Origin of the sequence: Lentzea alba, assembly GCF_011067745.1 — a bacterium.
GTDB classification, from domain to species: Bacteria; Actinomycetota; Actinomycetes; order Mycobacteriales; family Pseudonocardiaceae; genus Lentzea; species Lentzea alba.
This window is the reverse complement of the sequence record NZ_JAAMPJ010000008.1, coordinates 360,173-384,168: the sequence shown is the minus strand read 5'-3', so window position 1 is coordinate 384,168 and position 23,996 is coordinate 360,173. Positions and strand designations below refer to the sequence as shown.

The following is a 23,996-nucleotide window of genomic DNA, read 5'->3' as shown; positions in this document are numbered from 1 at the left end:
TGGTGAAGCTGCTCGTCACGGGCGGAGCCGGATACGTCGGCAGCGTGTGCGCCGCCAGACTGCTCGAAGCCGAGCACGAGGTGGTCGTCCTCGACGACCTCTCGACCGGCCACGAGGACGCCGTCCCCGCGGGAGCGCGCTTCATCCGGGGTGACATCGCCGAGGTGATCGGCGATGTCCTCGCGGAAGGGTTCGACGGAGTTCTGCACTTCGCGGCGAAGTCCCTCGTCGGCGAGTCCATGCAGGACCCCGGCAAGTATTGGACGGGCAACGTCCTTACCGCGATTCATCTGCTCGACGCGATGAAGGATCACGGCACGCCGAAGCTCGTCTTCTCCTCGACTGCCGCGACCTACGGCGAGCCGCGGGAGGTGCCGATCCCCGAGACCGCGCCGACCGCGCCCACCAACACCTACGGCGCCACCAAGCTGGCCATCGACCACGCGATCACGTCGTACGCCGCCGCGCACGGCCTGGCGGCGACGAGTCTGCGGTACTTCAACGTCGCCGGCGCCTACGGCAGCATCGGTGAGCGGCACGCGACCGAGACCCACCTGATCCCGCTCGTGCTCCAGGTCGCCCTCGGGCAGCGGGAGCACATCTCGATCTACGGCGAGGACTGGCCCACCGAGGACGGCACCTGCGTCCGCGACTACATCCACGTCACGGACCTCGCGGACGCCCACCTCCTCGCACTCGACCACGCCACCGCGGGCGAGCACCGGATCTACAACCTCGGCAACGGCACCGGCTTCTCCGTCAAGCAGGTCATCGACACCTGCCGCGAGGTCACCGGCCACCCGATCCCCGCCGTCGTCGCCCCCAGGCGCGCCGGCGACCCGGCCGTCCTCGTCGCCTCCGCCGAGCGGGCCCGCACGGACCTCGGCTGGAAGCCCGAGCGCGCCGACCTCGCCGGCATCGTCCGCGACGCGTGGGAGTTCACCCGCGCCCGGCACGGAGCCTGAGCCGGCATGACCGACTTCGCCTCCTTCGAGAGCTACAACTCCACCCCGCGACTCGCATCGCTCGCGCTGTCCCCGGACGGCACCCGGCTCGTCACGGTCGTCTCCTCCCTCGCCCCGGACGGCAAGACGTGGCAGGGCGCTCTCTGGGAGGTCGACCCCACCGGCGAGCGGGACGCCGTCCAGCTGACCCGCTCCGCCAAGGGCGACTCGTCCCCGGTGTTCGCGGCGGACGGATCGCTGCTGTTCCTGTCGGCCCGCCCGGATCCGCTCGCGAAACCGGGTGAGAGCAACGACAAGAAGGCGCTGTGGCGGCTTCCGGTCCGCGGTGAGGCCGCCGAGATCCTGCGGCCGGGGAGCGGAGTCGGTCAGCTGCGGGCCGCCGGTGAGACGGTGCTGTTCACGTCGTCGGCGTACCGCTTCACGGAGTTCGGCGACGACGACAACGCCAAGCGCAAGGCTCGCGAGGACGCGGGCGTGACAGCGATCCTGCACGAGTCGTACCCGATCCGGTACTGGGACGCGGATCTCGGTCCCGCCTACCCGCGGTTGTTCGCGGCTCCTCTCACGGACGTCTGTGCCGAGAAGGTCACCACCCTCAGCGAAGACTCCGAAAGCCGGCTCAGCGACGAGGACGTCGCTCTCAGTCCAGACGGGAAGTGGGCCGTCTACGGCCACGCCGTGGACGTCAGCGCCGCTTACGGTCGCAGGATCGAACTGCGGCTCGTGGCCACGACCGGCGGCACGTCGCGGGTCATCGCTTCCGAGGAGGGGTTCTCCTTCTCGGACGCCACGTTCATGCCCGATTCCTCCGCTGTGATCGCGATCCGGTTCCGCGAGTCCACTCCGGACTCCCCATACCGGCGTGACCTGGTGCGCATCGACCTGGCCGATGACTCGATCACACCAATCGCGCCCGGCTTCCAGGAGGAGCCGGATCATCCGGTGGTGAGCCCGGACGGGTCGGCGGTCTTCTTCACCGCCAGCCACCTCGGGCACCAGCCGCTCTGGCGGCTTGATCTGGCCACGGGCGAGATCACAAAGCTGACGGTCTCGGGTTACTACAGCGACCTGGTCGTGAGCCCGGACAGCAAGGCGCTGTACGCACTGCGCAACTCGGTCGACCACCCGCCACAGCCCGTGCGGTTCTCCCCCACCGGAGCCGACCAGGAGCCAGAACGGCTGCGCGCTCCCGGCGCTATCCCCGAGGTGCCCGGCACACTCACCGAGATCTCCACCGTCGTCGCCGACGGCAGGACCGTGCGCTCCTGGCTGGTGCTGCCGGAAGGTGCCTCGGCCGACTCCCCCGCTCCGCTGGTCCTGTGGGTCCACGGCGGTCCGGTGATGAGCTGGAACGGCTGGACCTGGCGCTGGAACCCCTGGCTGATGGCCGCTCGCGGCTATGCCGTCCTGCTGCCCGACCCCGCCCTGTCCACCGGCTACGGACCCGACTTCATCAAGGCCGGCTGGGGCCGCTGGGGCGCCGAGCCCTACACCGACCTCATGGCCATCACGGACGTCGCGGTCGAGCGGGCCGACATCGACGCCTCGCGCACCGCCGCCATGGGCGGGTCGTTCGGTGGCTACATGGCCAACTGGATCGCCACCCAGACCGACCGGTTCCGCGCGATCGTCACGCACGCGTCCCTGTGGCACCTCGACGCGTTCTCCGGCGGCACCGACAGCTCCTACTTCTGGATGCGGGAGATGGGCGACCCCCTCACCCAGCCGGAGCGGATCCAAGCCAACTCCCCGCACCTGCGGGTCGCCGACATCAAGACCCCGATGCTCGTCATCCACGGGGACAAGGACTACCGGGTTCCCATCGGCGAGGGGCATCGGCTGTACTTCGACCTCGTCCGACACGGGGTCACTGCGAAATACCTTTACTACCCAACCGAAAACCACTGGATCCTCACCCCCGGCAACTCTCGGGTCTGGTACGAGACGGTGTGGGCGTTCCTGGCCGAGCACGTCCTGGATCAGGACTGGGAGCGGCCAGAACTGCTCTGAGAGCCGGTCGCGAGCAACTGACGGGCGCTGTCCATGTACTTCGTGGACAGCGCCCTCATCTCTTCCGGCGGGAACGCGGCGCTGAGGGCAGTGCGGAGGAGCTTGCTCAACGCATGGCCCGGACAGGCCTCATCGGCCGCGTCGAGCGCGATGGACGCGATCCCGCCGTCACCACGCTGATAGGCGTAGAACGCGAGCAGGCACGCGGGCTCCGCTCGTTCCGGTGCCGGGCACGACCTGGTGAGCTCCAGCCACAGATGCTCGGCCTGCCTGGACCTGGCCCCCACGGCGAAACCCATGCTCGCGTCACGCACTTCGGGCACGGCCAAGGCCCTCGCCAACGCGACGATCTCCGTGTCCGGCAACGGTCCCTTGCGCTCTGGCACAGCGTCGATCGCATCGCGCACCCGGTGCAGTTCGGTGCACGGATCGGGCTCACCGGAGTTCGTCATGAGGTCGTCGAGCAACGAGGATCTGCGTTCCAGCGCGTCGGGTGAGTCCAAAGCGGCGATCGCGGCCATGGCCGCGCGCGACTCGAACGTCACGTTGCCCTCGTGCGCCGATGCGGCGGCCAGCGCCGACAACCGGGGGTCCGGCAAGGTTCCGTGGCAGTCGATGTCGAGGTAGCAGAGCCACGGCGCGTCCTTCTCACACGAAGGTAGCCAGACGGCTTCGACGACCTCGATGCCCACGCCGCCCAGCCTGTGCTTGAGTGCGTCGACCAGTGGTGTGTGCGGTAGTTCCTCGGGCATGTGCTCCGACGGCGCGCACACGACGGCGAGGATCACCTCGGTCGCGCCTTGTTCGAGCAGCGGCGCTTCCAGCTGGGCGGCGAGCATGCCCCTGTGTCGTGGGCGCGGCAGGTCGACGCGCATGGTCATGCTGATCAGATGGTCTTTCAGCACCAGCACGACGAGTGAGTCGGTCGGGTGAAACCCCATCAGGTGCGGGATCGCGGCGTAGAGGTCGCCGGGGGCTCGGACTCGGACGGGTTTCGGGACGGTTGTGGGCATGGGCCCACAGTGGTGGGTGGAGTGGGGTCGGCAGCGGGGTGGCGGGGAAACTGTGGACAACTCGGCGGTTGTGGACAGGTTGAGATCTTGGAGCGCCTGGGGACGGGGTTTGGTCGGGGGTGTGTGCTAGGTTGTCGCGCTTCGGTCCCCGAGCGAGCGAGGACCGAAGCGCGACATGACGTCAGAACGTCTGGAACACCGTGCGCCAGCCACCGACGACCGGCAGTTCCACCGACGTCCGGGCGAGGTCCAGCGACAGACCGGCACCGGGCTTCGGGCGCAACGTGTAGTCGTAGTCGCTGGAGATCACCACGAACTCGAGCCGGTGCCCCGTCTGCAGGATGTAGTCGTCCGGCACGATCGGCACCGCGACGTCGTAGAACTTGCCGGGCTTGATCGGCGTCGTCCTGTCCGGCCGCTCCCTGTTCTGCGGGTCGGTCGAGCCGCGCGTGATGACGTGCGACCTGCCGTCCGGGGCCCGGTCGACGAGCAGCGTCGTCACGTTCGCCGCGGGACGGTCGAACGCGAGCCGCAGATGCGCCGTTGACTTGCCGGACAACCGCAACGGCTTCTGCGTCGGCTCCGAGGTGTAGGAGAGCCGGTTCGGCGAAGTCGCCTGGTCGATCAAGGACTCAGCGGTCTTCGTGGCGTCGTCGGTCAGCTTCTCGACGCCGCGGCCGGGCCAGATCCCCAGGCCTCCCTTGGCGGATCCCCCCGCGGACAGCCGCAGCCGCACGTCGGACGTGCCGGGCGCCGGCCAGTCCTTCTCGTCGACCCACGTCTTGTCCTCGCGCTGGATCGTCGCCTTCGGGTCCTTGTCGACGCCGTTGCGATGGCCCCAGAGGTACTGGGTGAACCAGCGGTTCAGCGTGCGGCGCCACTCGACCGAACGCAGCGTGTCGGCGTCCGTGTGCCCGGACTGGTGCAGCCAGATCTTGTGTGGCACACCGACCTTCTTCAACGCCGAGTACCACTGCTCGACGTGCGTCATCTTGACGTTCCAGTCGTTGAGCCCGTGGACCGCCAGCACGGCCGCACGGACCTTGTGGACGTCGTTCAGGTAGTTCCGCTTGTCCCAGAACTTGCTGTAGTCGCCGGTGATCCGGTCCTGGTCCTTCGCGATCTCGGCGATGATCGGCTTGCAGATCTCCCTGTCCGCGCGCGTGTAGACGTACTCGGCGAGCACATCGGCGTCTTCACCCTGGAAAGTGCCGGGCGCGACGACGGCGCCGTCCGCGCGGTAGTAGTCGTACCAGCTGGAGATCGCGGCGATCGGCACGATCGCTTCCAGGCCGCGGACACCGGTGGAGGCGACGGCGTTGGGCAGCGTTCCGTTGTAGGAGACGCCCATCATGCCGGTCTTGCCCGTCGACCAGGTCGCCTTGATCGCCTCGCCCGTTGCGGTGCGGGCTGACGCACGGCCGTTGAGCCAGTCGACGACGACGCGCGCGCCGATCGTCTCGTTGACGTCTCCGGTCGTCGGACAGCCCGTCGACTTGCCGGTGCCGAGCGATTCGGCGTAGACGACGGCGTAGCCGCGTGCGATGAAGTAGGCCTCGTAGCGACCCGACGTGATCGGGTTGGGGCCGAGGGCAGCGGTGATGCGTTCGTCGGAGGAGGACTTCAGCAAACGGCCGTTGCGCTTGTCCGGCACGTAAAGCTCGACGTCGACGTTGTGGTTGGCGACGTCGTTGCCGCCCGAGAAGTACGGGCTGACCATGTACACGACCGGCACCTTGAGGCCGCGTTCGGTGGCCCGCGGCCGGACGACTTCGGCGTAGACCTCGTCGTCCTTGCCGTCGCGGTCGCTGTCGACCGGTGCCCGAACCCAGAGGCTCTCCTTCACCACGTCCTTCGGGTCGAAGACGGGTTGCGCCTCGCCGTCGGAGAAGACCGGTCCTTCGGCGGCTTGGGCCGTCGTCGGCAGGAAAGGCAGGACAAGCACCGCTGTCAGCAGTGCGACTCTTCGTGCGCCCCTCACGAGGCACCCCCAATACAAGGCCAGGTACAGGGATTCGCCCTGCACCCTTCCCCTTGACTGCAAGACATGTCACCCGTCGAACGGCTCTTGACCTGAGAGCATGGGCCGTGCACATTTCCGACTTCGTCCACGCGCTGCCGAAGGCCGAGCTGCACGTCCACCTCGTGGGCGCGGCTTCCGTCGACACCGTTCTCGCGCTCGCCCGCAACCACCCCGACGGGCCGGTGCCGACCGACGAGGCCGCGCTGCGGAAGTTCTACGAGTTCACGGACTTCCGGCATTTCATCAACGTGTACGGCGTCGTCAACGACCTCGTCACCACCGGCGAGGACGTCCGCACCCTCGTCGTCGGGTACGCCCGTGACGCCGCGCGAACCAATATCCGATATGCGGAGCTGACGATCAGCGCGACGAGCCACCTGCGGGCGGGGATCGCGCCCGACGAACTCGTCGAGGCTTTGGCGGCAGGGCGCGAGGAGGCGCTCGCGGTCCACGGCGTGGCGTTGCAGTGGATCTTCGACGTGCCCGGCATCTGGGATCGCGACTGGGGCATGACGAGCGCGCGGTTCGCGTCCGAGTACCGGCCGGAGGGACTGGTCGGGTTCGGCCTGGGCGGATTCGAGTCGGACTCGCCGAGAGCCAAGTTCCGGGAGGCGTTCGCGATGGCGCGGGACGCGGGACTGCACATGGTGCCGCATGCCGGCGAGACGACGCCGCCCAGCGAGATCTGGTCCGCGCTGCGCGACCTGCGTGCCGAACGGATCGGGCACGGTGTCAGCGCAGTGCAGGATCCCGAGTTGCTGCGGCATCTCGCAGGCGAGGGCGTCGTCGTCGAGGTGTGCCCGACGTCGAACCTCCGCACCGGCGCGGTGAAGTCGCTGGACGAGCACCACTTGCCAGGACTTGTGGAAGCCGGGGTCCCGGTGACGATCAGCACCGATGACCCTGGCATGTTCCACACCGATCTCGACCGCGAGTACCTGTTGTGCCACGAACGGTTCGGGTTCAGCCGCGACGAACTCGCCGGCCTCGCGCGGGCCGCGGTGCGCGCGTCGTTCGCGCCCGTTGAGCTCAAAGATCAGTTGTTGAAGGAGATCGACGCGTTATGAGCGGTGCCGTCGTGGTGACGACGACCGTCGACTCCGCCGAGGTGGCGGAGTCGCTCGCGAGGGGCATCGTCGAGGCGCGACTCGGGGCGTGCGTGCAGATCGCCCCTGTTCGCAGTGTCTACCGGTGGGAGGGCGAGGTGCGCGTCGACGCGGAGTGGCAGTGCGTTGTGAAGACGTCCGCCATCCGCGCCGACGAACTCGTCGCGCACATCAAGGCCCACCACAGCTATGACGTGCCCGAGGTCGTCGTCACCCCCGTGGTCGGGGGCAACGACGACTACCTCGCATGGGTCTCAGAGGAGACCTCGTAGGTGACGCGGCAACGGTTCGGTGTGCAGGACGCCGAGCCGTTGCGTCGCCCTCGTCAACGCCACGTACAGCTCGCTGGGCGACATGCGTTGCGGTTCGACGACGAGGACGACGTCGAACTCCAGGCCCTTCGACGCGCGCGGCGGCATCCAGCGATCGCCGATGACGGCGATCGTGCGGCCGTCGCATGCCTCGCCGTGCGCGTCGAGTTCGTCGCGCACGGCCGCCGATATATCAGTCACGCGGCGGGCCCACGGGCGCACGCCGGTTTTGCGCACGGACACCGGCGCCGACGCGTCGGGGTCGACGAGCTTCAGGACCGGCGTGGCAACGGCCATGATCTCTCCGGGCGTGCGGTAGTTGACCTCGAGCCGGCGGTAGGTGAACCGGTCGAACATCGAGCCCCAGCTGCGGACGCCACCCGCGGCCTGACGCTGGGCCAGGTCGCCGACGACCGTCATGGACTTGTTGGGGCACCTGCGCAGCAGCACGCGCCAGTCCATTGCAGACAGTTCTTGTGCCTCGTCGACGACGACGTGGCCGTATGTCCACGTGCGGTCGTCGGCGGCGCGTTCGGCGAGGGTGCGGTGGTCGCGCACCTCGTGCCGTGCGGCCAGCACCTCCGCGTTGACGAAGTCGGTGACGATGTACTCGTCGCTGTCCGCGCGCTTGTCGATCGACAGAACGTCCATCACGCCACGGGCATATTCGAGCTGTTCCTCCTCCTCACGCCGCGCCGCCCGTTCCGCCGAGCCGTCTGAACCGAGCAGCTCGGCGAGTTCGTCGAGCAGCGGCACGTCGGACACCGTCCACGCCTCGGCGTCCTCCCGGTACAGCTCCGGCACACCGATCCGGAAGCAACGGCCCGCGTACAGGTCGGCGAGCAACTGCTCCGGCGTGAGCAGCGGCCACAGCCGGTCGACGGCGTCGCGCAACACGGTGCTGTTGCGGAGTTCGTGGCGCACGTCGTCCTCGATCTCCGGCCAGTCGACGCCGATCAGCCGCAACGCCGGCGCGACGAGTTCCTCGGCGAGCGCGAGGAAGAAGTACTTGCGGGCGGCGTTGTGGGGCAGTCCGTAGTAGCGCGTCTTCTCGCGCGCGACGGCGGCGATGTGCGCGTCGAGCGGGACGACGACGTCCTCCAGTTCGATCTCGACGGGCTCGTCGGGAAGCTCCTGCCGGTCGGCGACGGCGACGGCGAGCAGGTCCAGAACTGATATATCGCCTTTCAGCCGTTGCAACGACGGGACGTCCTCGACGTCGGTGAAAACTCCGGGATAGAGCTCGCCGGGCGTCGCGAACACGACGTCGGTCTCCCCCAGCGACGGCAGAACGTCGCCGACGTAGTGGAGAAAGCCGGTGTTCGGTCCGACGATCAGCACACCGTGCCGCGACAGGCGTTCACGGCGGGTGTACAGCAGGTATGCCACGCGGTGCAGGGCCACGGCGGTCTTGCCGGTGCCGGGGCCACCCTCGATCACCAGCACGCCGGGGCCCGAGTAACGGATGATCTCGTCCTGCTCGGCTTGGATGGTCGAAACGATGTCGCGCATCGTCGCGGTCCGCGGCGCGTTGAGGGCGTCGAGCAATGCGGTCGTGTCAGTCAGCAGTTCGTCGTCGTGGAAGTCGCGCAGTTCGCGGTCACGTACGCGGAAGTGCCGACGCAACACGACGCCTTCCGGATTCGCGGCGGTCGCGGTGTAGAACGGCCGCGCCGCCGGCGCCCGCCAGTCCAGCAGCAGTGGTTCGAAGTGCTCGTCGAACAAGCCGACGCGTCCGATGTAGGTGCGTTCGCCTTTCTCCGAGTCGATGCGGCCGAAGACCAGCCCCTCCTCCGCCGCCCGGTACTTCCCGACCTCCCTGGTCAGCACACCGGCCGCGGCTTCGCGGTCCAGTCTCTGGGTGATGGTGTCTCTCAGCACGGCCGCAAGATCAGCAGCCGCTTTGTTCCGTTCCTGATCGAGCTTTTCATACAGAGAGGTGATCCGTGCCTGTTCGCTCGCCAACACCTTGCCCCCTGTGATACAATAGTTCTGTCTTCCCGGAAAATTCATTCCGAAAATACAAAGCCATTCTTTGTATCACGGATCAGTCGCGCGCGGAACCCCTATTGCGACCCCCTGAGCTGCCGTGACCTCACCTGCAGCGTCGGCACCGTCATCGCAACCGGATCCACCAGCGCTTCGGCAAGAATGTGCACCCGTCCAGCCGTGCAGCCTCCAGCAATTCTTCGCACCGCACCTGAAATGTGCGATCCGGGGACGCAGTCCGCACTGCAGAAAACCGGGAGTGGAGGTGTTCGCTGACCGGTCACCCGGCCACGTCACGAGGTCGTGCAGCACGATGGCGACGCGACCCGGCTCGCGGCCGCCCGCGGTGTCCTCGACGAGGCAGTGCGTGCGCGGGCGCGATGTGCTGCCGGGCCTGCTCGCCGACACCGAACGGCTGGAATCGTTCGAGGAAGGCAAGCTCTTCGGCACTGACTGGCTGCGGACACTGGGCGCTGTCCCGACGAGTACCTGCGCACTACTTCACGCGTGTTTCGCGCCGGCGGACCCGCGAAGCAGGTGTTCGGGTTCGCCGACTACTCGGACCAGATCGAGAAGTGGTTCGCCGACCTCGCCGACCGCGGCAGCTCGGTGAGCATCTCGTTCCGGTTCGTCGAGCGCATCGCTTCGAACGACGTCGCGAGCGAGCGCGGCATCTTCCAGATGGTGTCGAAGCGTGCGGACGGGGACGGGCGCACGTTCTACGGCCGCTTCCACACATATGCACGGCGCACCGACGGACGGGGGCGCATCTGCGTCGACTACGACACCGACGAACGGTCAGCGACGCTGGAGGAGGAGTTTCTCGCGGCAATCGATGTGGACGACGTCGACGCGTTCGCGGCGTGACCAGCGCCTGACTCCGGGGTCTGATGCCGAGCGGTGGCGTTCTTAACTACGCTCGACCGCAAATGGACACCACCACCTCTCGCCGCGTGCCGCTCGTGATGGGCATCGCCGTGCTCGTGCTGCTGCTGGACCAGGCCACGAAGTTCTGGGCCGAGAGCGCGCTGACTGGTCGCGCGCCCATTCCCGTGCTCGGGGAGTTCCTGCAGCTCAGGCTCCTCTACAACCCCGGTGCCGCGTTCTCGATCGGCGCGGGGTCGACGTGGGTCTTCACCATCGTCGCGGCCGTCGCCGTTGTGCTGCTCGCGCGGTACGGCATGCAGCCGCAGACCAGGCTGCGTGCGGCCGCGCTCGCGTTGATGCTCGGTGGCGCGACGACGCACCTGCTCGACCGGCTGTTCCGGCAGCCGGGCTTCGCGCGCGGGCACGTCGTCGACTTCATCGACTACAACGGCTGGTTCGTCGGCAACGTCGCGGACATCGCGCTCGTCTGCGGCGCGATCCTGCTCGTGCTGCTGAGCTTCACACCGACGAAGCAGCCTGCCGCGTGAGCGTGTCGGCGCGGCGGGTCGTCTCCGGCAGCCGGTAGCGCGGAGCGAGACGCAGCACTTCGGCGCACGCCCGGTCCAGGTCGATCTTGTGGCCGACGGACACGAAGACCGGTTTCACGCCGTTCTGCGTCCGCAACGCCCTGCCGACGACCGCGTCCTCCATGACGAGGTCACTCATCGACCCGCGCGAGTGACCGGGCGGGTCGAACGTCCCCATCGCGTTCTTCGCGACGCCGATGCTCGGGATGCCCGTGTGCACGCCGAGGTGGCACGCCAGACCGAACCGCCGCGGGTGCGCGAGGCCTTGACCGTCCGCGACCAACAGATCCGGCGCGACGGTCACCCGATCGAGAGCGCGCAGCAGCACGGGCATCTCCCGGAACGCGAAGAGCCCGGCAATATATGGGAAGTCCGTCGTGTCCTCGACGACAACCTCGTCGAGGACGACCAGCGTTTTTGCATCGAACACCACGCAAACGCCCGCAACTGTGTCATTGCTACGGTAGCCGACGTCCAGGCCCGCGACAGTGTCTATGCGCAGGTCAGGGGCGCTTCGGGTGATCACCTGAGTGCGCAGGCGTTCTTGCAGGGCGACGGCGTCTTCAACCGTTTTGGGCCAGTCCACGGGCGACAGTGTGCCGTGACGCGTCGTAGTGGGCGGCGAGGAGGTCGTCGCCGAAGTCACTCGAATGACGACGCCACACGGTGTGGACGTGGTTGGCCTCGTTGGCCGTGTTGTCGTACTCGATGAGCAGTTCAGGGCCCTGGACGCGGTAGTAGTGGCCCTCGCCGCGACGCAGTGAGCCCTCCCACGAGAAGTGCAGGTGTTCAGGGTCGATGCGCGCGAACTCCTCGTCGGCGAGCTCGAACGCGAGCCGGTCGAGGTAGAAGCGGACGATGTCGACGAGCAGTTCGGCGGCGGGCTTGCCGAGCTGTGCCGGCGTCACGCCGACCGGCTCGGACGGGCTGACGCGCGGGGAGTTGCCGCTGCGGATGTCGTGCGGCGCGGTGTCGGACACGACGGCGAGACGGCGGGCGGTCGGGCCCATGCGATCGAGAAGTTCGCGGGCGAGTTCCTCTTCGAGTCGTAGTGGCTGGCCGACGACGTGCCCGCGATACGTCACACGCGCAGGGTTCGCGCCGAGGAAGAACGGTGTCGCCGACACGCGTCCGTCGGCGATGACGACGTTCACCGACAGGTGATGCCCTTCGACGCGCCATCCCCACGGCTCGTCGCCACCGGGCGTGCCGAAGAGCACCGTCCAGAAGTCGCCGCTGTGGCGGTCGCGGTGCCCGCCCTCACGGTGGTCAAGCACGTCTTCCAGCGCCATCACCGCCGCGGCCTGCGCATAGGCGTGTGGGCTGAGCACGGTCGCGAGCATTCTGTGCACAGCCTTGCGCTGGTCGCGCCTGAGGTCACCGAGCACGAGGCCGGGTCGTGCACCGGGCGTGTACGCCCAGCGATGCCTCAGGTCGTCGTCGGTGACCGCGCGAATCGCGTGTTCGCGCTGGTCACCAGCGAGCAAACTAATATATTGGTGCGTGGCGTCAGCGACGTCGTGCAGCATCATTCGAACTTATAGGCCTTGAGGTTGCGCAGCAGCAGGTAGCAGTTCTGCAGCGCGCCCGAAGTGTCGCCGAGTGAGCGGTAGATGCCCCACTTCGGGCGCAACCGGTCGTCGAGCCACGTGTCGACGTCGTTCTTCGTCGCGTCGAGCACCGTGCGACCGCCTTCGCGGACGACCCAGCGGACGCGCCCGGTGCCGTTGCCGACCTTGATCTCCACCTCGGTGTCGATCCACTTGTTGTGCAGCGGCTCGAGGTTCACCTCGCCGACGAGCACGTTGCCCTCGGTCACCTTGAACTCGATCTTCTGCACGCCACCGGTGCGGCGCAGCGACATGACCGTCACAGGCGCGGAGCCGAGCCCCGGCATCTTCGTCTGCATGATGTGCGAGAACGACGTCGTGGACTTCAGCGAGCTCGGGATGAACATGGAGTAGGTCCACTTCCACGTCTCGCCGTTGTCGATCTCGAGGTTCTGGCCGCCCGCTCTCATGCCCCGGACCTCGTTGCGCTGCCGGTCAGTCGACGTGTCCCGATCGCGAGTGTGCATGTCGAACCGGTAGTCGTTGCCCGACACGTAGATGTGCTTCGTGCCCGGATGCGAGCCGGCCCGGTCGTCCTCGACGCCCTCGAAGGCGCCGAGGCCGTCCTTGTTCGCCTGCGGGTTCCACTTCAGCTTCCAGGTGGCCGCCCGCGCGACCCCGGAACCAGCCATGAACAGTGGAACTGCCGCCATCCCACCGATCAACGCCGAACGCCGAGAGATCTCCACGCCCGTTCCTCCCCAACATCCATGGCGGCGGATTTAGGGAAAAGGTCTGCACCAACTCGGGTGCGGGCGTGATCACATCACTGACTGACTCGGGAGTCAATCTTCCGGCCGGTCCTCAGCGTCAACGGCAGGAGCGCCAGCGGGATCAGCACCACCGCGACCAGCGAGACGACGTTGCCGACCTGGTCGGCGAACGGCATGTGCGACAGGTGCCCCAGGTGGAAGATCAGGTGCGGCACGGCGTACACGAGATAGCCGACCAGCGCCGCCTGGATCAGCCTGCGCTCCATCGTCACCGCCGCGAACACGAGCACCACGCACAAGGCGAGGTTGAGCGACCCGAAGTCCCGGAGCAGGTGCTCGTTGAACGGCGGGAAGTAGGCCACCCACTGGTTCGTCGGCAGCGGGAAGTTGTCGTAGAAGAGCTTCGGGGCGAGCAGCGGCCAGCCACCGATGATCGCCTGGACGAGGGCGAGGAACGCAAGACCTGCGCGAAGAGTGCTCATGCCGTACGGACGAGACAGGGCCTCGACTTGTGACCTGATCAGGTGCTAAAAAGCTTACGTAATGAAGTTGCCACATGATGACGACGCCGTCTGGCGCGCCCTGGCGAACCCGCTGCGGCGCGCGATCCTCGACGTCCTGCGTGCCGGCCCACGCACCACGGGTGAGCTGGTGGAGGCGCTGGAGACGAGCCGGCACGTCGTCATGCAGCACCTCGGTGTGCTCCGCGAGGCCGACCTGGTGCTCGTCGAGCCGCGGGGCCGGAAGCGGGTCAACCACCTGAATCCCGTGCCCATCCAGCAGATCCACCAGCGGTGGGTCGCGCAGTACGAACAGAACTGGGCAGCGGCGCTGGTCGGCCTGAAGCACGCGGTCGAGAGCGCCGAACAGGAGGATGAGGACGTTGGCTGAACCCGGCAGCGAGCTGGTGCACAGCATCGTGATCGCCGCGCCCATCGAGAAGGTGTGGGCGGAGATCACCAAACTCGACGGCAAGCAGCGCGCCATGATGGACGCCGTTCTCGATTCCGAACTGAAGCCGGGCGCGCCGCTGTACTACCGGTCGACCGACGGCAAACGGGTCTTCGTCGTCGGGCGTGTCGTCGAGGTCGAGCCGCCGCGACTGCTCTCCCACACGCAACGACTCACCATGCGCGACGACCCGTGGACCGTCGTCTCGTGGGAGTTGGAAGAGGTCGACGGCGGCACGCGCGTCACGCTGCGCAACTCGGGTTGGCCCGCGGACGTCGAGCGTCTCGACAAGGTCGACGCCACCTGGAAGGGCATCCTCGCCGCGCTCAAGCAGGTCGTCGAGTCCGGCGACATCGGCACCGGCCTGAAGCTCCAGTACGCCATGATGCGCGCCTTCATGTGGGCGATGCCGTCGGACACCAAGACCGAGAACGTCCCCGAGCCGCCCGGCATCGATCAGGCCGGCTGAAACGCGAATCCTGTTTTAGCAATGAGTCTTTTGACGACGCAGTCCAAAGACTCATTGCTAAGCAGCAGGTCAGGCGGGGCAGCAAACCGATATATTGGTTGGCGGCGGGGTCGCTGGTGATGCTGCTCTCGGCGTGGGCAGCGCACGACGACGCCACCGAGACGGACAACGCGGGGTTGCGCGCCTCGGTGGACGTTGTGTCGGCTAGCGGCAGCGGGTCGTCGAAGCCGGCGACCACGCGGTGTTGTTGATCATCCTGGGGCCGTCGGACTGGATGTTGGTGTGGTTCCCTGGCGGGATCAGCCCTGGGCGATGTAGGCCTGCAGCTGGTCCTGCGACTGCTCCAACTGCCCGATGCGACTCTTCACGACGTCGCCGATGCTGACGATCCCCACCAGCTGCCCGTCGGACACAACAGGTACGTGGCGGAAGCGCCGTTCGGTCATCACGACCGTCAGGCTGTCCACCGTGTCCGACGGCGAGCAGGTGAACACGTCGGCGGTCATGATCGCCGACACGGGGGAAGACAGCAGGTCAGCACCTGATTCGTGCAGACGGCGCACGACGTCGCGCTCGGACACGATCCCCGCCATGCCGGACGGGCCGACGACGACGATCGCGCCGATGTTGTGTTCGGCGAGCGATCTGAGCAGCTCGGACACCGGTACGTCCGGGTCGATCGTCGCGACCGCCGATCCCTTGGTCCGCAAAACGTCAGCGATCCTCACCTGGCGCCTCCGATCCTGTCGGTCCGGTAGCACCTCAGGCTAGATCGGATCACGACAGAACGGGAGATCGAACCACGAAGGGAGCAGGGGATGCGCTCGAGTGAACGCATCCCCTGCGGTGTCGCGCCCGGTTCGGCGTCGGCTACGCGGATCCACCGCGGCGACGGGCCATGAACTGGCGCGGCTGGACTACCGGCACCCGCTGCTGTGGCAGCTGGAAGTGCGGGTTCTGATCGTTCTTGCCCCGCTTCTGCGCACGACGCGCAGCGCGGTTGGACGGCTCGGGCGGGGTGGTCGCAGGCATGCGAAAACCTCCTCGTGACGAGGGCGTGCAAGGACACGGCGGAAGACAGCCGTGAGAGAAGGACCCGCTAACAGGGTCACCTGGGCGACAACGAGGTCGCGGAGCAGCGTCAAGAGCGCCGCAGGGCTTCATCAGATGAAGAACATGTCCGCAACGCTAGCGGCGCGGCCGAGTCACGCCAACCGATTTATCCGCGGGCCCTCGCGGCGGCGGCTCCCGCGCCCAGCATCACCAGGATGATCGTCACCATCGCCCACTTGCGGGACTTCGTCAGCGGCGTGGTCTCGGCGTCGAGCGGAAGGTCCTTGCGCGGCTCGGTCTTCTGGCGCGCCGCACGCACCGGAACCGGTTGCGGCGCAACGGAAGACGGCGGCGGCGTGGTGACCGGAGGCGGCGGGACGACCGGTGACGGAACACGTGCCGCGACAGGTGCCGCGACAGGCGCCGGTGTCGGCGCGGGAGCGGGAGGCGGCGGGGGTGGCGGCACCTCGGGGCGGGGCGCGGGCGGGTCGATGCGGGGCGGCATCGGGTTCGGCAGGCAGCCCGCCGCGTCGATCATGCCCAGCTGCGGGCCCGCCGTCAGCTCCACCGCGGTACCGGACACCCGATAGATGCGGCTGCGGCCGTGGTAGCCGTTGTTGGTGGCGTAGACGGTGCCGGCCGAGTCGATCACGACGGCGCCGTAGGTGGATTTCCCTGGCAGCTCAGCGACTTCCGTCCGGCTGAGCAGCCGTCCGGACACCGGGTCGAACGTCACGACCTCGCCCGGTCCCCCGCCCGCCGCCGACACCCCGGTCAGCTTGCCGGTCGCCGGGTCCACGGCGAAGTCGTCGAGGGTCAGCGCGGGCCAGTCCAGCACGACGGTGCGCACGATCTTGAGGTAGGACGCGCTCGCGGGGTCGATGTCGATCGCGTGCAGCCGGGCGTTGTCGCGCACGTAGAACGTGGTGCCGACGACTGCGCCAGCGGACACGTCGTCGGTGCGGAACCAGTGCGCGTCAACGGGTCCGAGATCGCTGACCACGCCTTTGGTGTCGATCAGCACGACGTGCGACGGGTTCTTCCACCAGTGGTGGCCCTTCGACGTGAGACCAACCAGACGGCCCAACGCCGACGAGTACCCCAGCGCGTTCACCGCGTAGTCCAGCCGAGCTAGTTCCGTCACCCCACCGGATGACGCGTCGAACTTCGTCAACGTGGAGAACTCGCCACGATTGGATGAACGCACTTGAAATGCGTCACAGTTCGGCGGTGCAGCATGAGCAACGGCGCTGGTGAACGGCGCGGAAAGCACCAACAGGGACGAGACGGTGCTCAACGCCAGCAATTCCTGGCGCCACCGGAATGGAGCAGTCCAATACGACAACCGGGTATCACTGCTGTTGCCGCGCATTCCCACCTGACCATTGCTCGTTAACCAGACCGTGCTGTACCGGCCACAGTAGACCGTGGTCTAATCCCACACCAGAAAGGAGCCGAATTGAGCATTTACCTCACCGGCACGCTCTGGGTTGTCGGCGCCGCCGTCATCTCCACCGTCCTGGTCGTCGTCACCCGTCGGTTCGGCTCGGAGGAAGTCGGGGAGAAGAACCTCGGCGCGGGCGGATCGGTGTTCAGCATCGTCGCCGGCCTGCACGCCGTGCTGGTCGCGTTCATCCTGATCTCGCTGTTCGACGCGTCCAACGGCGCGGAGGAGCAGGTGCAGAAGGAGGCCAACGCGCTCGTCGCGGTCGACTGGTCGTCCGACTCGCTGCCGGAACCCGCGAAGACCAAGGTGGAGCAGCTGATCCGGGACTACGTCTCGACCGTCGTGGACGACGAGTGGCCGCGGATGCGCGAGGGCCAGGACGTGGACAACCGGGGCTGGACCACGCTGAACCAGCTCAGGGACACGATCGCGACGGCGGCACCGGACGGTGGCTGGCAGGAGGACCGCAAGGCCGAGGCGGCGAACCAGCTGTGGGAGGTCTACCAGGCCAGGCAGGAACGGCTGGACGCGGCGGGCAACGGCGTCAACCCGGTGGTGTGGCTCGCGCTGCTGATCGGCACCGGTCTGTCGCTGCTGTTCCCGTTCCTGTTCGGCGGGCCGAACCTGATCTCGCAGCTGCTCATCACCATCACGCTGAGCTCGACGCTGGTTCTGCTGTTGTTCGCGATCTACCAACTGCAGAACCCGTTCAGCGGCGGTGTGCACATCCAGCCGGACGCCTTCACCTCCGCGCTGGACCGGCTGAGCTAGCGCGAATCGGTCATTCCGTCCGCTTCTTCGATCTCGACCGAGAGCACCTCGCCGTCGATGACCTTCGGCAACACGTCCGTGTGAGTGAAGTAGCGATTTGCGAATGCGCCGACCGCTCTGGTGGAGGCGGCGTCGACGCCACCGCCGATGACGCCGCCCAGCAGCGGAACACCCTTCGCGGCGATCGTGCCGAGCTTCTTTGTACCGTATTTTGTGATGAGTGCCGCGGCGGCTTTCTTGGTGAACTGCTTGATGCCGACTTTTTTGAACAGTTCGGTTCCGGCGTTGCCGAGCAGGCACAGCAGGATGGCCGTCTGCACCTCTTCGCTGTCCACGTCGTGACCGCGCACCGACGCGATCGACGCGATGAGGTGCGTCTGGATCACGTACGCGGCCGCGACGTTGGACGGCAGGGAGATCGGCAGCGTGATCAGCCCGCCGAGGTTCGTGATGAAACCCTGCGCGCCGGCCAGCGCCACGTGCGTGCGGATGAGGTGCTTGATGGCGTCGTTCTCGTCGCCCTTTTTGACGAGCGCGTCGGACGCCGCGTCACGTGCGCTCTTGAACGGGCCGAACCCGTCCACGCCGGCCCGCAGCAGGTAGTCGGCGAGGCCCTGCTGGACCTTGTTCAGCTCACCCTTGGACTCAGCCACAAACCCGAGGTTACGCGGTCAGGTCCGCGAGTGTGGTCACGGCGCCCGTGCTGCCGTCGACGGTGATCCGCTCACCGGTCTTGATCCGCGTCACGGCCTCGCGCACACCCACCACCGCGGGAATCCCGTACTCGCGGGCGACAACCGCGCCGTGCGAGTTCGCGCCGCCCATCTCCATCACGAGCCCGCCGGCCGTCAGGAACAACGGTGTCCAGCCCGGATCCGTCGACGGCGCCACGAGGATCTCGCCGGGTTCGAGGTGCGCGCCGACCGGGTCCATCACGACCCGCGCGATGCCGGTGATCGTGCCCGCCGACGCCGGGGTGCCGACGAGGTCGCCCTCCGCCGGGGCGCCGTGGTGCACGGCTTCGGGCTCGGTGCCGTCCGAGAGCAGCACGCGCGGGATGTGCCTGCGCCGCATCTCGCGGTCGTAGACCTCACGCCGCCGTGCCACGATCGAACGCAGATCTCCTTCCGCGGAACGCATTTCCTCGAAGGTGAGGAAGTAGACGTCGTCGGTCTGGGCGAGCCTGCCCTGGTCCACCAACGCGGCACCGAGGTCTGCGACGCGCTTCCGGAGTACCCCGAACAGGGTGATGATCAGGTACTTCGGGTACTCCCGCAGACCGGCGAGCAACCTGGTGCGGCGCAACGCGAAGCGCACGAACCAGCCGCGGCCCCAGGCGCGCCTGGCCAGAGTCTCGATCATCGCTTCCGCTTCCGCGGCTCCCCGCGCGAAGACGGCATCCGCCGCGGCGTTCTCGTCCTCCAGCCGCAGGAAGTTCCGCACCACGCCGAGAACGTAGGTCGGGTCGTCGGACCACCTGGGCAGGCCGAGGTCGATCTCCGCGACGGCGCGGTGCCCCCACTTCGCGAGGAAGCGGTCGAGGGCCGCGGGGCGTTCGCCGTTCCGGAACTGGCTCAGCGCAACGGGATCACGTCTGATCTCCTGCGCGAGATCCCACATCGCCAGGTCCATCTCGGTGGTGATGTTGTTGGGCAGGCCGCGCAGGACGGTCTGCAACTCGCCCGGCTTGACCTTGACCACCTTGCCGACGAGCGCGAGCATCGCGAACCCGATCAGCGCGGTCGGCGCGAGTCCCGGCAGCACCGGCATCACGCACTGCCGCAACGCCTGTTCGATCGAGAGGTTCGCGGACTTCTCCAGGATGTCGCGCTCCATCAGCAACGCGTTCCGCACCGCCTTCTCCGGGTTCACCAACGCCTTCGCGGCCGTCACCGGCACGTGGAAGCGCCGCGCGAGCCGCAGAACTCGCTTCAGCGCGGGCGTGGGCGACGAGTTCCTGATCGCGAACCTCGGGTCGGCGAACAGGTCGCGCAGCACTTCGGAGGAACGCGCCTCCATCACGCCGAGCAGCCGGGTCACGAACTCGCGGCCGACGCGGCTCTGCAGAACCTTGGTGACGTCGAAGAAGATGCGCTCACCGTTCTCCACATAGGACTGGCTTTTCGGGTCGCCGATCACGATCTCGAAGGCCGACTTGGCGATCTCGCGGAACGCCGCGCGGCCCATCGGCGTGATCGGGCGTTCGAGGCCCTGCGCGAGGCTGAAGCAGAAGTAGACGTGGGCACCGCCGTCGGGGTTGTCCGGCAACGGGAACAGCGTAGTGATCGGCCGGGCCTGGGTGAGGTGCAGCTCGCCGTCGGCGTCGATCGCCCACTCGGTGTCCTGCGGTGAACCGTAGTGCCGCTGCACCTTGCGGCCGAGGACGGCGAGCGCGTGGATCTGCCCGTCGGTCAGGCAGGGCTCGTCGTTCTCGCCGACCTCGACGTGCTCGGTGCCGCCGCCCGGCAGCGAGCGGATGACGAACTTCTTGTCCCCCAACCGCCTTTCGACGATCTCGGACCCGTCGACGACGAAGTGGTCCGGGTTGACCGCGCCCGACACCACCGCCTCGCCCAGACCTGGGCTCGCGTCGATGACGATCTGGTCGCGCGTGCCGGTGACCGGGTTCGCCGTGAACATCACGCCGGAAACCGCGGACTGCACCATCCGTTGCACCACAACGGCGAGGTAGGTCGTGGTGTGGTCGATGCCGTTCGTCTCGCGGTAACTGACCGCGCGGTCCGTCCACAACGAGGCCCAGCAGCGGCGCACGGCGTCGACCACCGCGTCCTCGCCGACGACGTTGAGGAACGTGTCCTGCTGGCCGGCGAAGCTCGCGAACGGCAGGTCCTCGGCCGTCGCGCTCGACCGCACGGCGACCGGGACGTTCTCACCGAGCTTGCGGTACCCGGCGACGATCGCGTCCCGGATCTCCTGCGGCACCGGGGTTTCGACCAACGTCCTGCGGGCGTTCTCCGGGGTGGTGCTCGCCAGCTCGTCGGCCGCCGCGACCGCCCGGTACGCCCCGGTGGTGACGCAGAAGCCCTGCGGCACCGGCAAACCCGCCCTGGTGAGCTCACCCAGGTTCGCCGCCTTGCCGCCCACGGTCGCGAGCATCGTGCCGTCGACGGCCCCGAAGTCCACCACGAAATCCGCGCAGTAGTCGTCCATGGCTCTGAGGCTACGAGCGTCCGACCAAAAACTCAACACGTGATGAATAAATCACACCGTTGGGATGAACGCCCTGATCAGCGCGGCGATCTCGGCCAGGTTCTCCTCCAGCGCGAAGTGGCCGGTGTCGAACAGGTGCAGCCGCGCGCCGGGCAGGTCGCGCAGGTACGCCTTCGCGCCGGGCTCGAGGAAGAACGGGTCGCCGCGGCCCCACGCGATGAGCGTCGGCGGCCGGTGTTCACGCAGGTAGGCCTGCCACTCCGGATACTTCGCGACGTTGCTGTGGTAGTCGAGGGCGAGATCGATCTGGGGCTGCGGACGCAGGTCGAGGTAGTGCTGGTCGAGGGTCCACGTGTCGGGCGAGATCGCCTCGGGGTCGCGCACGCCTTCGAGATAGCCGAACTTCGTGCACTCCAGGGCGAGCATGTCGCGGGCGACCTGCGGGTCGCGGTTGCCGATGAAGTCCCGCGCGAGGTCCGAGAGGCCGTCCTCGTAGGCGTTGCCGTTCTGGACGATCAGGCTCTTGATCCACTCGGGGTGGCGGGTCGCGATCCGGAAGCCGACCGGGGCGCCGAAGTCGAAGACGTACATCGAGAAGCCGGTGAAGTCGATGGCCAGCAGGAACTTCTCGATCGTGTCGGCGAGGAAGTCGAACGTGCAGGGCCGCTCAGGAGCGTCGCTGTGGCCGGAGCCGGGGTGGTCGGGCGCGATGACGTGGAACTCGTCCTTGAGCTCCTCGATGAGCCGCGCGTATTGGTGTGAGGCGGACGGAAAGCCGTGCAGGAGCAGGAGCTTGGGCGCGGCCGGGTCGCCCGCCTCCCGGTAGAAGAGCTTGATGCCGTCCACGTCGACGAACCGATGCCTCGTCACATGCGTCTTTGTCGTCATGTTGCATTAGACTAATGGGTACTTGTCGTGATGTACAGTTAGATGGTGCTCGCGCTGGAGTTCGTCAACACGCTGACGTCCGAGGAAGACCACTTGGACGAGTGGCTGTCCTCGCGGGATTTGCCCTGTTCAGAAGCCCTGAGAGAGCTGCGCGGGCACGTCGAGGCGGCGGTGCTCGCGGCACGGGAGGGTCTGGAGCCGGACCTGGCGCCGTTGAACGCGGCGTTGCGCGGCGCTCCGGCTTACGACGTGCTGTCGTGGTCCGGCGTGGTGGAGGTCGCCCGCGAACGGGACGGTGACGAGGTCGCGCGGGCGCTCGCGCTGCTGGCGGGCGCGGCGGGCGAACTGCTGGCGTCACCGGCCGTGCGGAAGGTGAAGACGTGCGAAGGGCCGGGATGCCGGCTGCTGTTCGTGCCCGCGCACCCGCGACGCCGGTGGTGCGACCCCGCGACGTGCGGGAACCGGGTGCGGGTGGCGCGGTACTACCAGCGGCACAAGGACTAGCTACCCGAGGCGGCGCACCCAGTCCGGGAGTTCTTCGCGTTCCCGGCGCCACTCCGGCGGAGGTGTCGCGATGATGCCGCCGACGATCGCGGCGGTCGTGTCGACGTCACCGCCCGCTTTGACGCACGCCGTGATGGCGGCGCGGTAGTCGTCGAGGTGGTGGGCGGCGACCCAGAGCGTGAACGGCACGGTGTCCTGCGCCGTCACGCGTGAGCCGTTGCCGAGGACGTAGGCCGCCTCCTCGGCGTTCTCGATCTTGCGGGCCTTCTCGATCCCCTTGCGCACGAACGAGTCTTCGAGGTGGTCGAGAACGCTGCCGAGCAGGTCCCGCGGTGGTGATCCGGACAGCCGGGCCCTCGCCGCGAGAGCGGCGGCGTGCGCCACGGCCACACCGCCCGCGATGCCCTCCGGGTGCTGGTGCGTGACCTCGCTCGCCCGGATCGCTTGCTCCGTCACGGTTTTCGGATCGTCGGCGAAGTAGGCGCCGAGCGGCGCAATCCGCATAGCGGCGCCGTTGCCGCACGAACCCTGCCCGTCGAACGCGCTGCCGGCCGCCTCTTTCCACGGCGTGCCTTGGCGGATCTTGCGCAGGATGATGAACGCTCCCGCGCCGTACCCGCGATAGGGCTCGCAGCGGTCGGCGAAGATCGCCGCGAGCCGGTTCTGGTCGACGTCGCCGTGATCACGAAGCTCGGCGACGAGGTTGCAGGCCATTTCGGTGTCGTCGGTCCACTCCCACGGCCCTCGTGGCGGCTTGCCGGCCACGAGGTCGGGCAGCGAGCGGCCGACCATGAAGAACTGTGCGCCCAGAGCGTCACCGACGGAGAGCCCGTCGAGCGAGTCGTATGCGAGGTCCAGGCGCGCACGTGCATGCAGAACAATGCGCATCACCTGCGATTTTACCTTGGCGGGCAACAGGTTTCAGCGCAGTTGCCCGGCAGGCGTGAAGACGAAGCTGTCGCGGAACCCGCCGTCACCGCGCCGCGTCGCCATCAGCCGCAGCTCCGGCATGAAGTGGAAGAACACGAGCGAACCCGACCGATCCGGATAGGCGAGCGTCTTCGAGTACTTCGGGTTGGTGCCGCCCAGCCACAACGGCGGTTCGCCGTACTCGGCGATCACGTCGTCGAGCACGCAGTCCCGTTCGCCCAGCACACCGGGAATCCGGCTGTCCGCGTCCAGCGACAACCAGCCCTGCCGATGCGCGAGATCCGCGTACACCGAGGCCATGACGTCCTCACTGCGGTGACCGAGCACCTCGTGCACCGCGCCGCTCACCATCGCCGCGTTGGCCGCACCGCGTGCCACCAGCGCGTCGAGCTCGACCTGCCACCGGTCCGTGCGGTCGTCGGCGAACGCCAGCGCGTCGAGCAGGGTGAGGATCACCGCCTCGCCGCCGTACATGCCAGGTCGCCGGACAGCGGCGTTGAGCTGGCCGAGCAGGTAGCGGCGTAAATCGTCGAACGAGCGCATCTGTTCCCCTCCGCCGTTTTTCTATCAGTTGAGCGAGGGTGAAACGCAATCGCCGTGGTCACCGACAGGAAGGTC

Annotated in this window: 25 protein-coding genes; 10 read left to right on the top strand and 15 right to left on the bottom strand. The window is 67.8% G+C overall.

What is annotated here, in order from left to right; all coding sequences use genetic code 11:
* Positions 1-2: 2 nt before the first annotated feature.
* Together galE and G7043_RS29120 are read left to right on the top strand one after the other, a co-directional pair.
* Positions 3-965: a UDP-glucose 4-epimerase GalE gene (gene galE / locus G7043_RS29125; RefSeq protein WP_166050896.1), complete on the top strand. Its 963-nt coding sequence runs from the start codon at positions 3-5 to the stop codon at positions 963-965.
* Between the two features lie 6 nt (positions 966-971).
* A complete protein-coding gene (locus tag G7043_RS29120) occupies positions 972-2,975 on the top strand; it encodes a S9 family peptidase (RefSeq protein WP_166050894.1) in 2,004 nt (667 codons plus the stop codon).
* On the opposite strand, the gene G7043_RS29115 is transcribed toward G7043_RS29120, so the two are convergent.
* Positions 2,945-3,988: a DUF4192 domain-containing protein gene (locus G7043_RS29115; protein ID WP_166050892.1), complete on the bottom strand. Its 1,044-nt coding sequence runs from the start codon at positions 3,986-3,988 to the stop codon at positions 2,945-2,947. The two genes, G7043_RS29120 and G7043_RS29115, sit on opposite strands and share 31 nt — an antisense overlap.
* 181 nt (positions 3,989-4,169) lie before the next feature.
* Positions 4,170-5,969, bottom strand: a complete 1,800-nt coding sequence (locus G7043_RS29110; RefSeq protein ID WP_166050890.1) for a Xaa-Pro dipeptidyl-peptidase — start codon at positions 5,967-5,969, stop codon at positions 4,170-4,172.
* Positions 5,970-6,076: 107 nt separating this feature from the next.
* On the opposite strand from G7043_RS29110, the gene add reads away from it, so the two are divergent.
* Together add and cutA are read left to right on the top strand one after the other, a co-directional pair.
* The gene (gene add / locus G7043_RS29105; protein ID WP_313888129.1) at positions 6,077-7,078 is read left to right on the top strand and encodes an adenosine deaminase; all 1,002 of its coding nucleotides are present in this window, start codon (positions 6,077-6,079) and stop codon (positions 7,076-7,078) included.
* Complete coding sequence (gene cutA, locus G7043_RS29100) at positions 7,075-7,389, top strand: divalent-cation tolerance protein CutA (protein WP_166050889.1); 315 nt, start codon at positions 7,075-7,077, stop codon at positions 7,387-7,389. The genes add and cutA overlap by 4 nt, the downstream gene beginning before the upstream one ends.
* On the opposite strand, the gene G7043_RS29095 is transcribed toward cutA, so the two are convergent.
* Positions 7,372-9,309: a helicase gene (locus G7043_RS29095; protein WP_313888128.1), complete on the bottom strand. Its 1,938-nt coding sequence runs from the start codon at positions 9,307-9,309 to the stop codon at positions 7,372-7,374. The genes cutA and G7043_RS29095 overlap by 18 nt on opposite strands.
* Before the next feature lie 615 nt (positions 9,310-9,924).
* Between G7043_RS29095 and G7043_RS29090 the strand changes: the two genes are divergently transcribed.
* Together G7043_RS29090 and lspA are read left to right on the top strand one after the other, a co-directional pair.
* Positions 9,925-10,284 carry a hypothetical protein gene (locus G7043_RS29090; protein WP_166050274.1) on the top strand — a complete coding sequence of 120 codons (360 nt, stop codon included), beginning with the start codon at positions 9,925-9,927 and terminating at the stop codon, positions 10,282-10,284.
* A gap of 62 nt (positions 10,285-10,346) precedes the next feature.
* The gene (gene lspA / locus G7043_RS29085; protein WP_166050887.1) at positions 10,347-10,832 is read left to right on the top strand and encodes a signal peptidase II; all 486 of its coding nucleotides are present in this window, start codon (positions 10,347-10,349) and stop codon (positions 10,830-10,832) included.
* Here lspA and G7043_RS29080 read toward each other — a convergent pair.
* The 4 genes from G7043_RS29080 to G7043_RS29065 all read right to left on the bottom strand — a co-directional run bounded on the left by G7043_RS29080 (position 10,804) and on the right by G7043_RS29065 (position 13,676).
* Positions 10,804-11,457 (bottom strand): endonuclease V, encoded by a 654-nt coding sequence (locus tag G7043_RS29080; RefSeq protein ID WP_313888127.1) that lies wholly within the window; start codon positions 11,455-11,457, stop codon positions 10,804-10,806. The genes lspA and G7043_RS29080 overlap by 29 nt on opposite strands.
* Positions 11,435-12,400 (bottom strand): DUF3500 domain-containing protein, encoded by a 966-nt coding sequence (locus G7043_RS29075; RefSeq protein ID WP_166050885.1) that lies wholly within the window; start codon positions 12,398-12,400, stop codon positions 11,435-11,437. The genes G7043_RS29080 and G7043_RS29075 overlap by 23 nt, the downstream gene beginning before the upstream one ends.
* The gene (locus G7043_RS29070; protein WP_166050883.1) at positions 12,400-13,170 is read right to left on the bottom strand and encodes a Tat pathway signal sequence domain protein; all 771 of its coding nucleotides are present in this window, start codon (positions 13,168-13,170) and stop codon (positions 12,400-12,402) included. The genes G7043_RS29075 and G7043_RS29070 overlap by 1 nt, the downstream gene beginning before the upstream one ends.
* A gap of 77 nt (positions 13,171-13,247) precedes the next feature.
* Positions 13,248-13,676: a hypothetical protein gene (locus G7043_RS29065; RefSeq protein ID WP_166050881.1), complete on the bottom strand. Its 429-nt coding sequence runs from the start codon at positions 13,674-13,676 to the stop codon at positions 13,248-13,250.
* A 61-nt stretch (positions 13,677-13,737) separates the two neighbouring features.
* Here G7043_RS29065 and G7043_RS29060 point away from each other — a divergent pair, with 61 nt between their 5' ends.
* A complete protein-coding gene (locus tag G7043_RS29060; RefSeq protein WP_166050879.1) occupies positions 13,738-14,085 on the top strand; it encodes an ArsR/SmtB family transcription factor in 348 nt (115 codons plus the stop codon).
* Complete coding sequence (locus G7043_RS29055; RefSeq protein ID WP_207311822.1) at positions 14,069-14,614, top strand: SRPBCC domain-containing protein; 546 nt, start codon at positions 14,069-14,071, stop codon at positions 14,612-14,614. Before G7043_RS29060 ends, G7043_RS29055 begins: the two co-directional genes overlap by 17 nt.
* A gap of 299 nt (positions 14,615-14,913) precedes the next feature.
* Here G7043_RS29055 and G7043_RS29050 read toward each other — a convergent pair whose 3' ends face one another.
* From G7043_RS29050 to G7043_RS29040, 3 genes are all read right to left on the bottom strand, one after another.
* Positions 14,914-15,342: a CBS domain-containing protein gene (locus tag G7043_RS29050; protein WP_166050875.1), complete on the bottom strand. Its 429-nt coding sequence runs from the start codon at positions 15,340-15,342 to the stop codon at positions 14,914-14,916.
* A 142-nt stretch (positions 15,343-15,484) separates the two neighbouring features.
* Positions 15,485-15,646 (bottom strand): hypothetical protein, encoded by a 162-nt coding sequence (locus tag G7043_RS29045; protein WP_166050873.1) that lies wholly within the window; start codon positions 15,644-15,646, stop codon positions 15,485-15,487.
* 187 nt (positions 15,647-15,833) lie between these two features.
* On the bottom strand, positions 15,834-16,811 hold the full coding sequence (locus G7043_RS29040) for a DUF6923 family protein (RefSeq protein ID WP_166050871.1): 978 nt from the start codon (positions 16,809-16,811) through the stop codon (positions 15,834-15,836).
* A gap of 315 nt (positions 16,812-17,126) precedes the next feature.
* Here G7043_RS29040 and G7043_RS29035 point away from each other — a divergent pair, with 315 nt between their 5' ends.
* Positions 17,127-17,885 (top strand): bestrophin-like domain, encoded by a 759-nt coding sequence (locus G7043_RS29035; RefSeq protein ID WP_166050869.1) that lies wholly within the window; start codon positions 17,127-17,129, stop codon positions 17,883-17,885.
* Here G7043_RS29035 and G7043_RS29030 read toward each other — a convergent pair.
* The 3 genes from G7043_RS29030 to G7043_RS29020 are packed head-to-tail and all read right to left on the bottom strand — an operon-like array spanning position 17,882 to position 21,944.
* The gene (locus G7043_RS29030; RefSeq protein WP_166050868.1) at positions 17,882-18,538 is read right to left on the bottom strand and encodes an EcsC family protein; all 657 of its coding nucleotides are present in this window, start codon (positions 18,536-18,538) and stop codon (positions 17,882-17,884) included. The genes G7043_RS29035 and G7043_RS29030 overlap by 4 nt on opposite strands.
* 10 nt (positions 18,539-18,548) lie before the next feature.
* Positions 18,549-21,056, bottom strand: a complete 2,508-nt coding sequence (locus G7043_RS29025) for a PEP/pyruvate-binding domain-containing protein (RefSeq protein WP_166050866.1) — start codon at positions 21,054-21,056, stop codon at positions 18,549-18,551.
* A 51-nt stretch (positions 21,057-21,107) separates the two neighbouring features.
* The gene (locus G7043_RS29020; protein ID WP_166050864.1) at positions 21,108-21,944 is read right to left on the bottom strand and encodes an alpha/beta fold hydrolase; all 837 of its coding nucleotides are present in this window, start codon (positions 21,942-21,944) and stop codon (positions 21,108-21,110) included.
* A 45-nt stretch (positions 21,945-21,989) separates the two neighbouring features.
* Between G7043_RS29020 and G7043_RS29015 the strand changes: the two genes are divergently transcribed.
* The gene (locus G7043_RS29015; protein WP_166050862.1) at positions 21,990-22,448 is read left to right on the top strand and encodes a CGNR zinc finger domain-containing protein; all 459 of its coding nucleotides are present in this window, start codon (positions 21,990-21,992) and stop codon (positions 22,446-22,448) included.
* Here G7043_RS29015 and G7043_RS29010 read toward each other — a convergent pair whose 3' ends face one another.
* Together G7043_RS29010 and G7043_RS29005 are read right to left on the bottom strand one after the other, a co-directional pair.
* Complete coding sequence (locus G7043_RS29010; protein WP_166050861.1) at positions 22,449-23,336, bottom strand: ADP-ribosylglycohydrolase family protein; 888 nt, start codon at positions 23,334-23,336, stop codon at positions 22,449-22,451.
* A gap of 33 nt (positions 23,337-23,369) precedes the next feature.
* Positions 23,370-23,921, bottom strand: coding sequence for a hypothetical protein (locus tag G7043_RS29005; RefSeq protein ID WP_166050859.1), 552 nt, complete (start codon positions 23,919-23,921; stop codon positions 23,370-23,372).
* Positions 23,922-23,996: the final 75 nt, after the last annotated feature.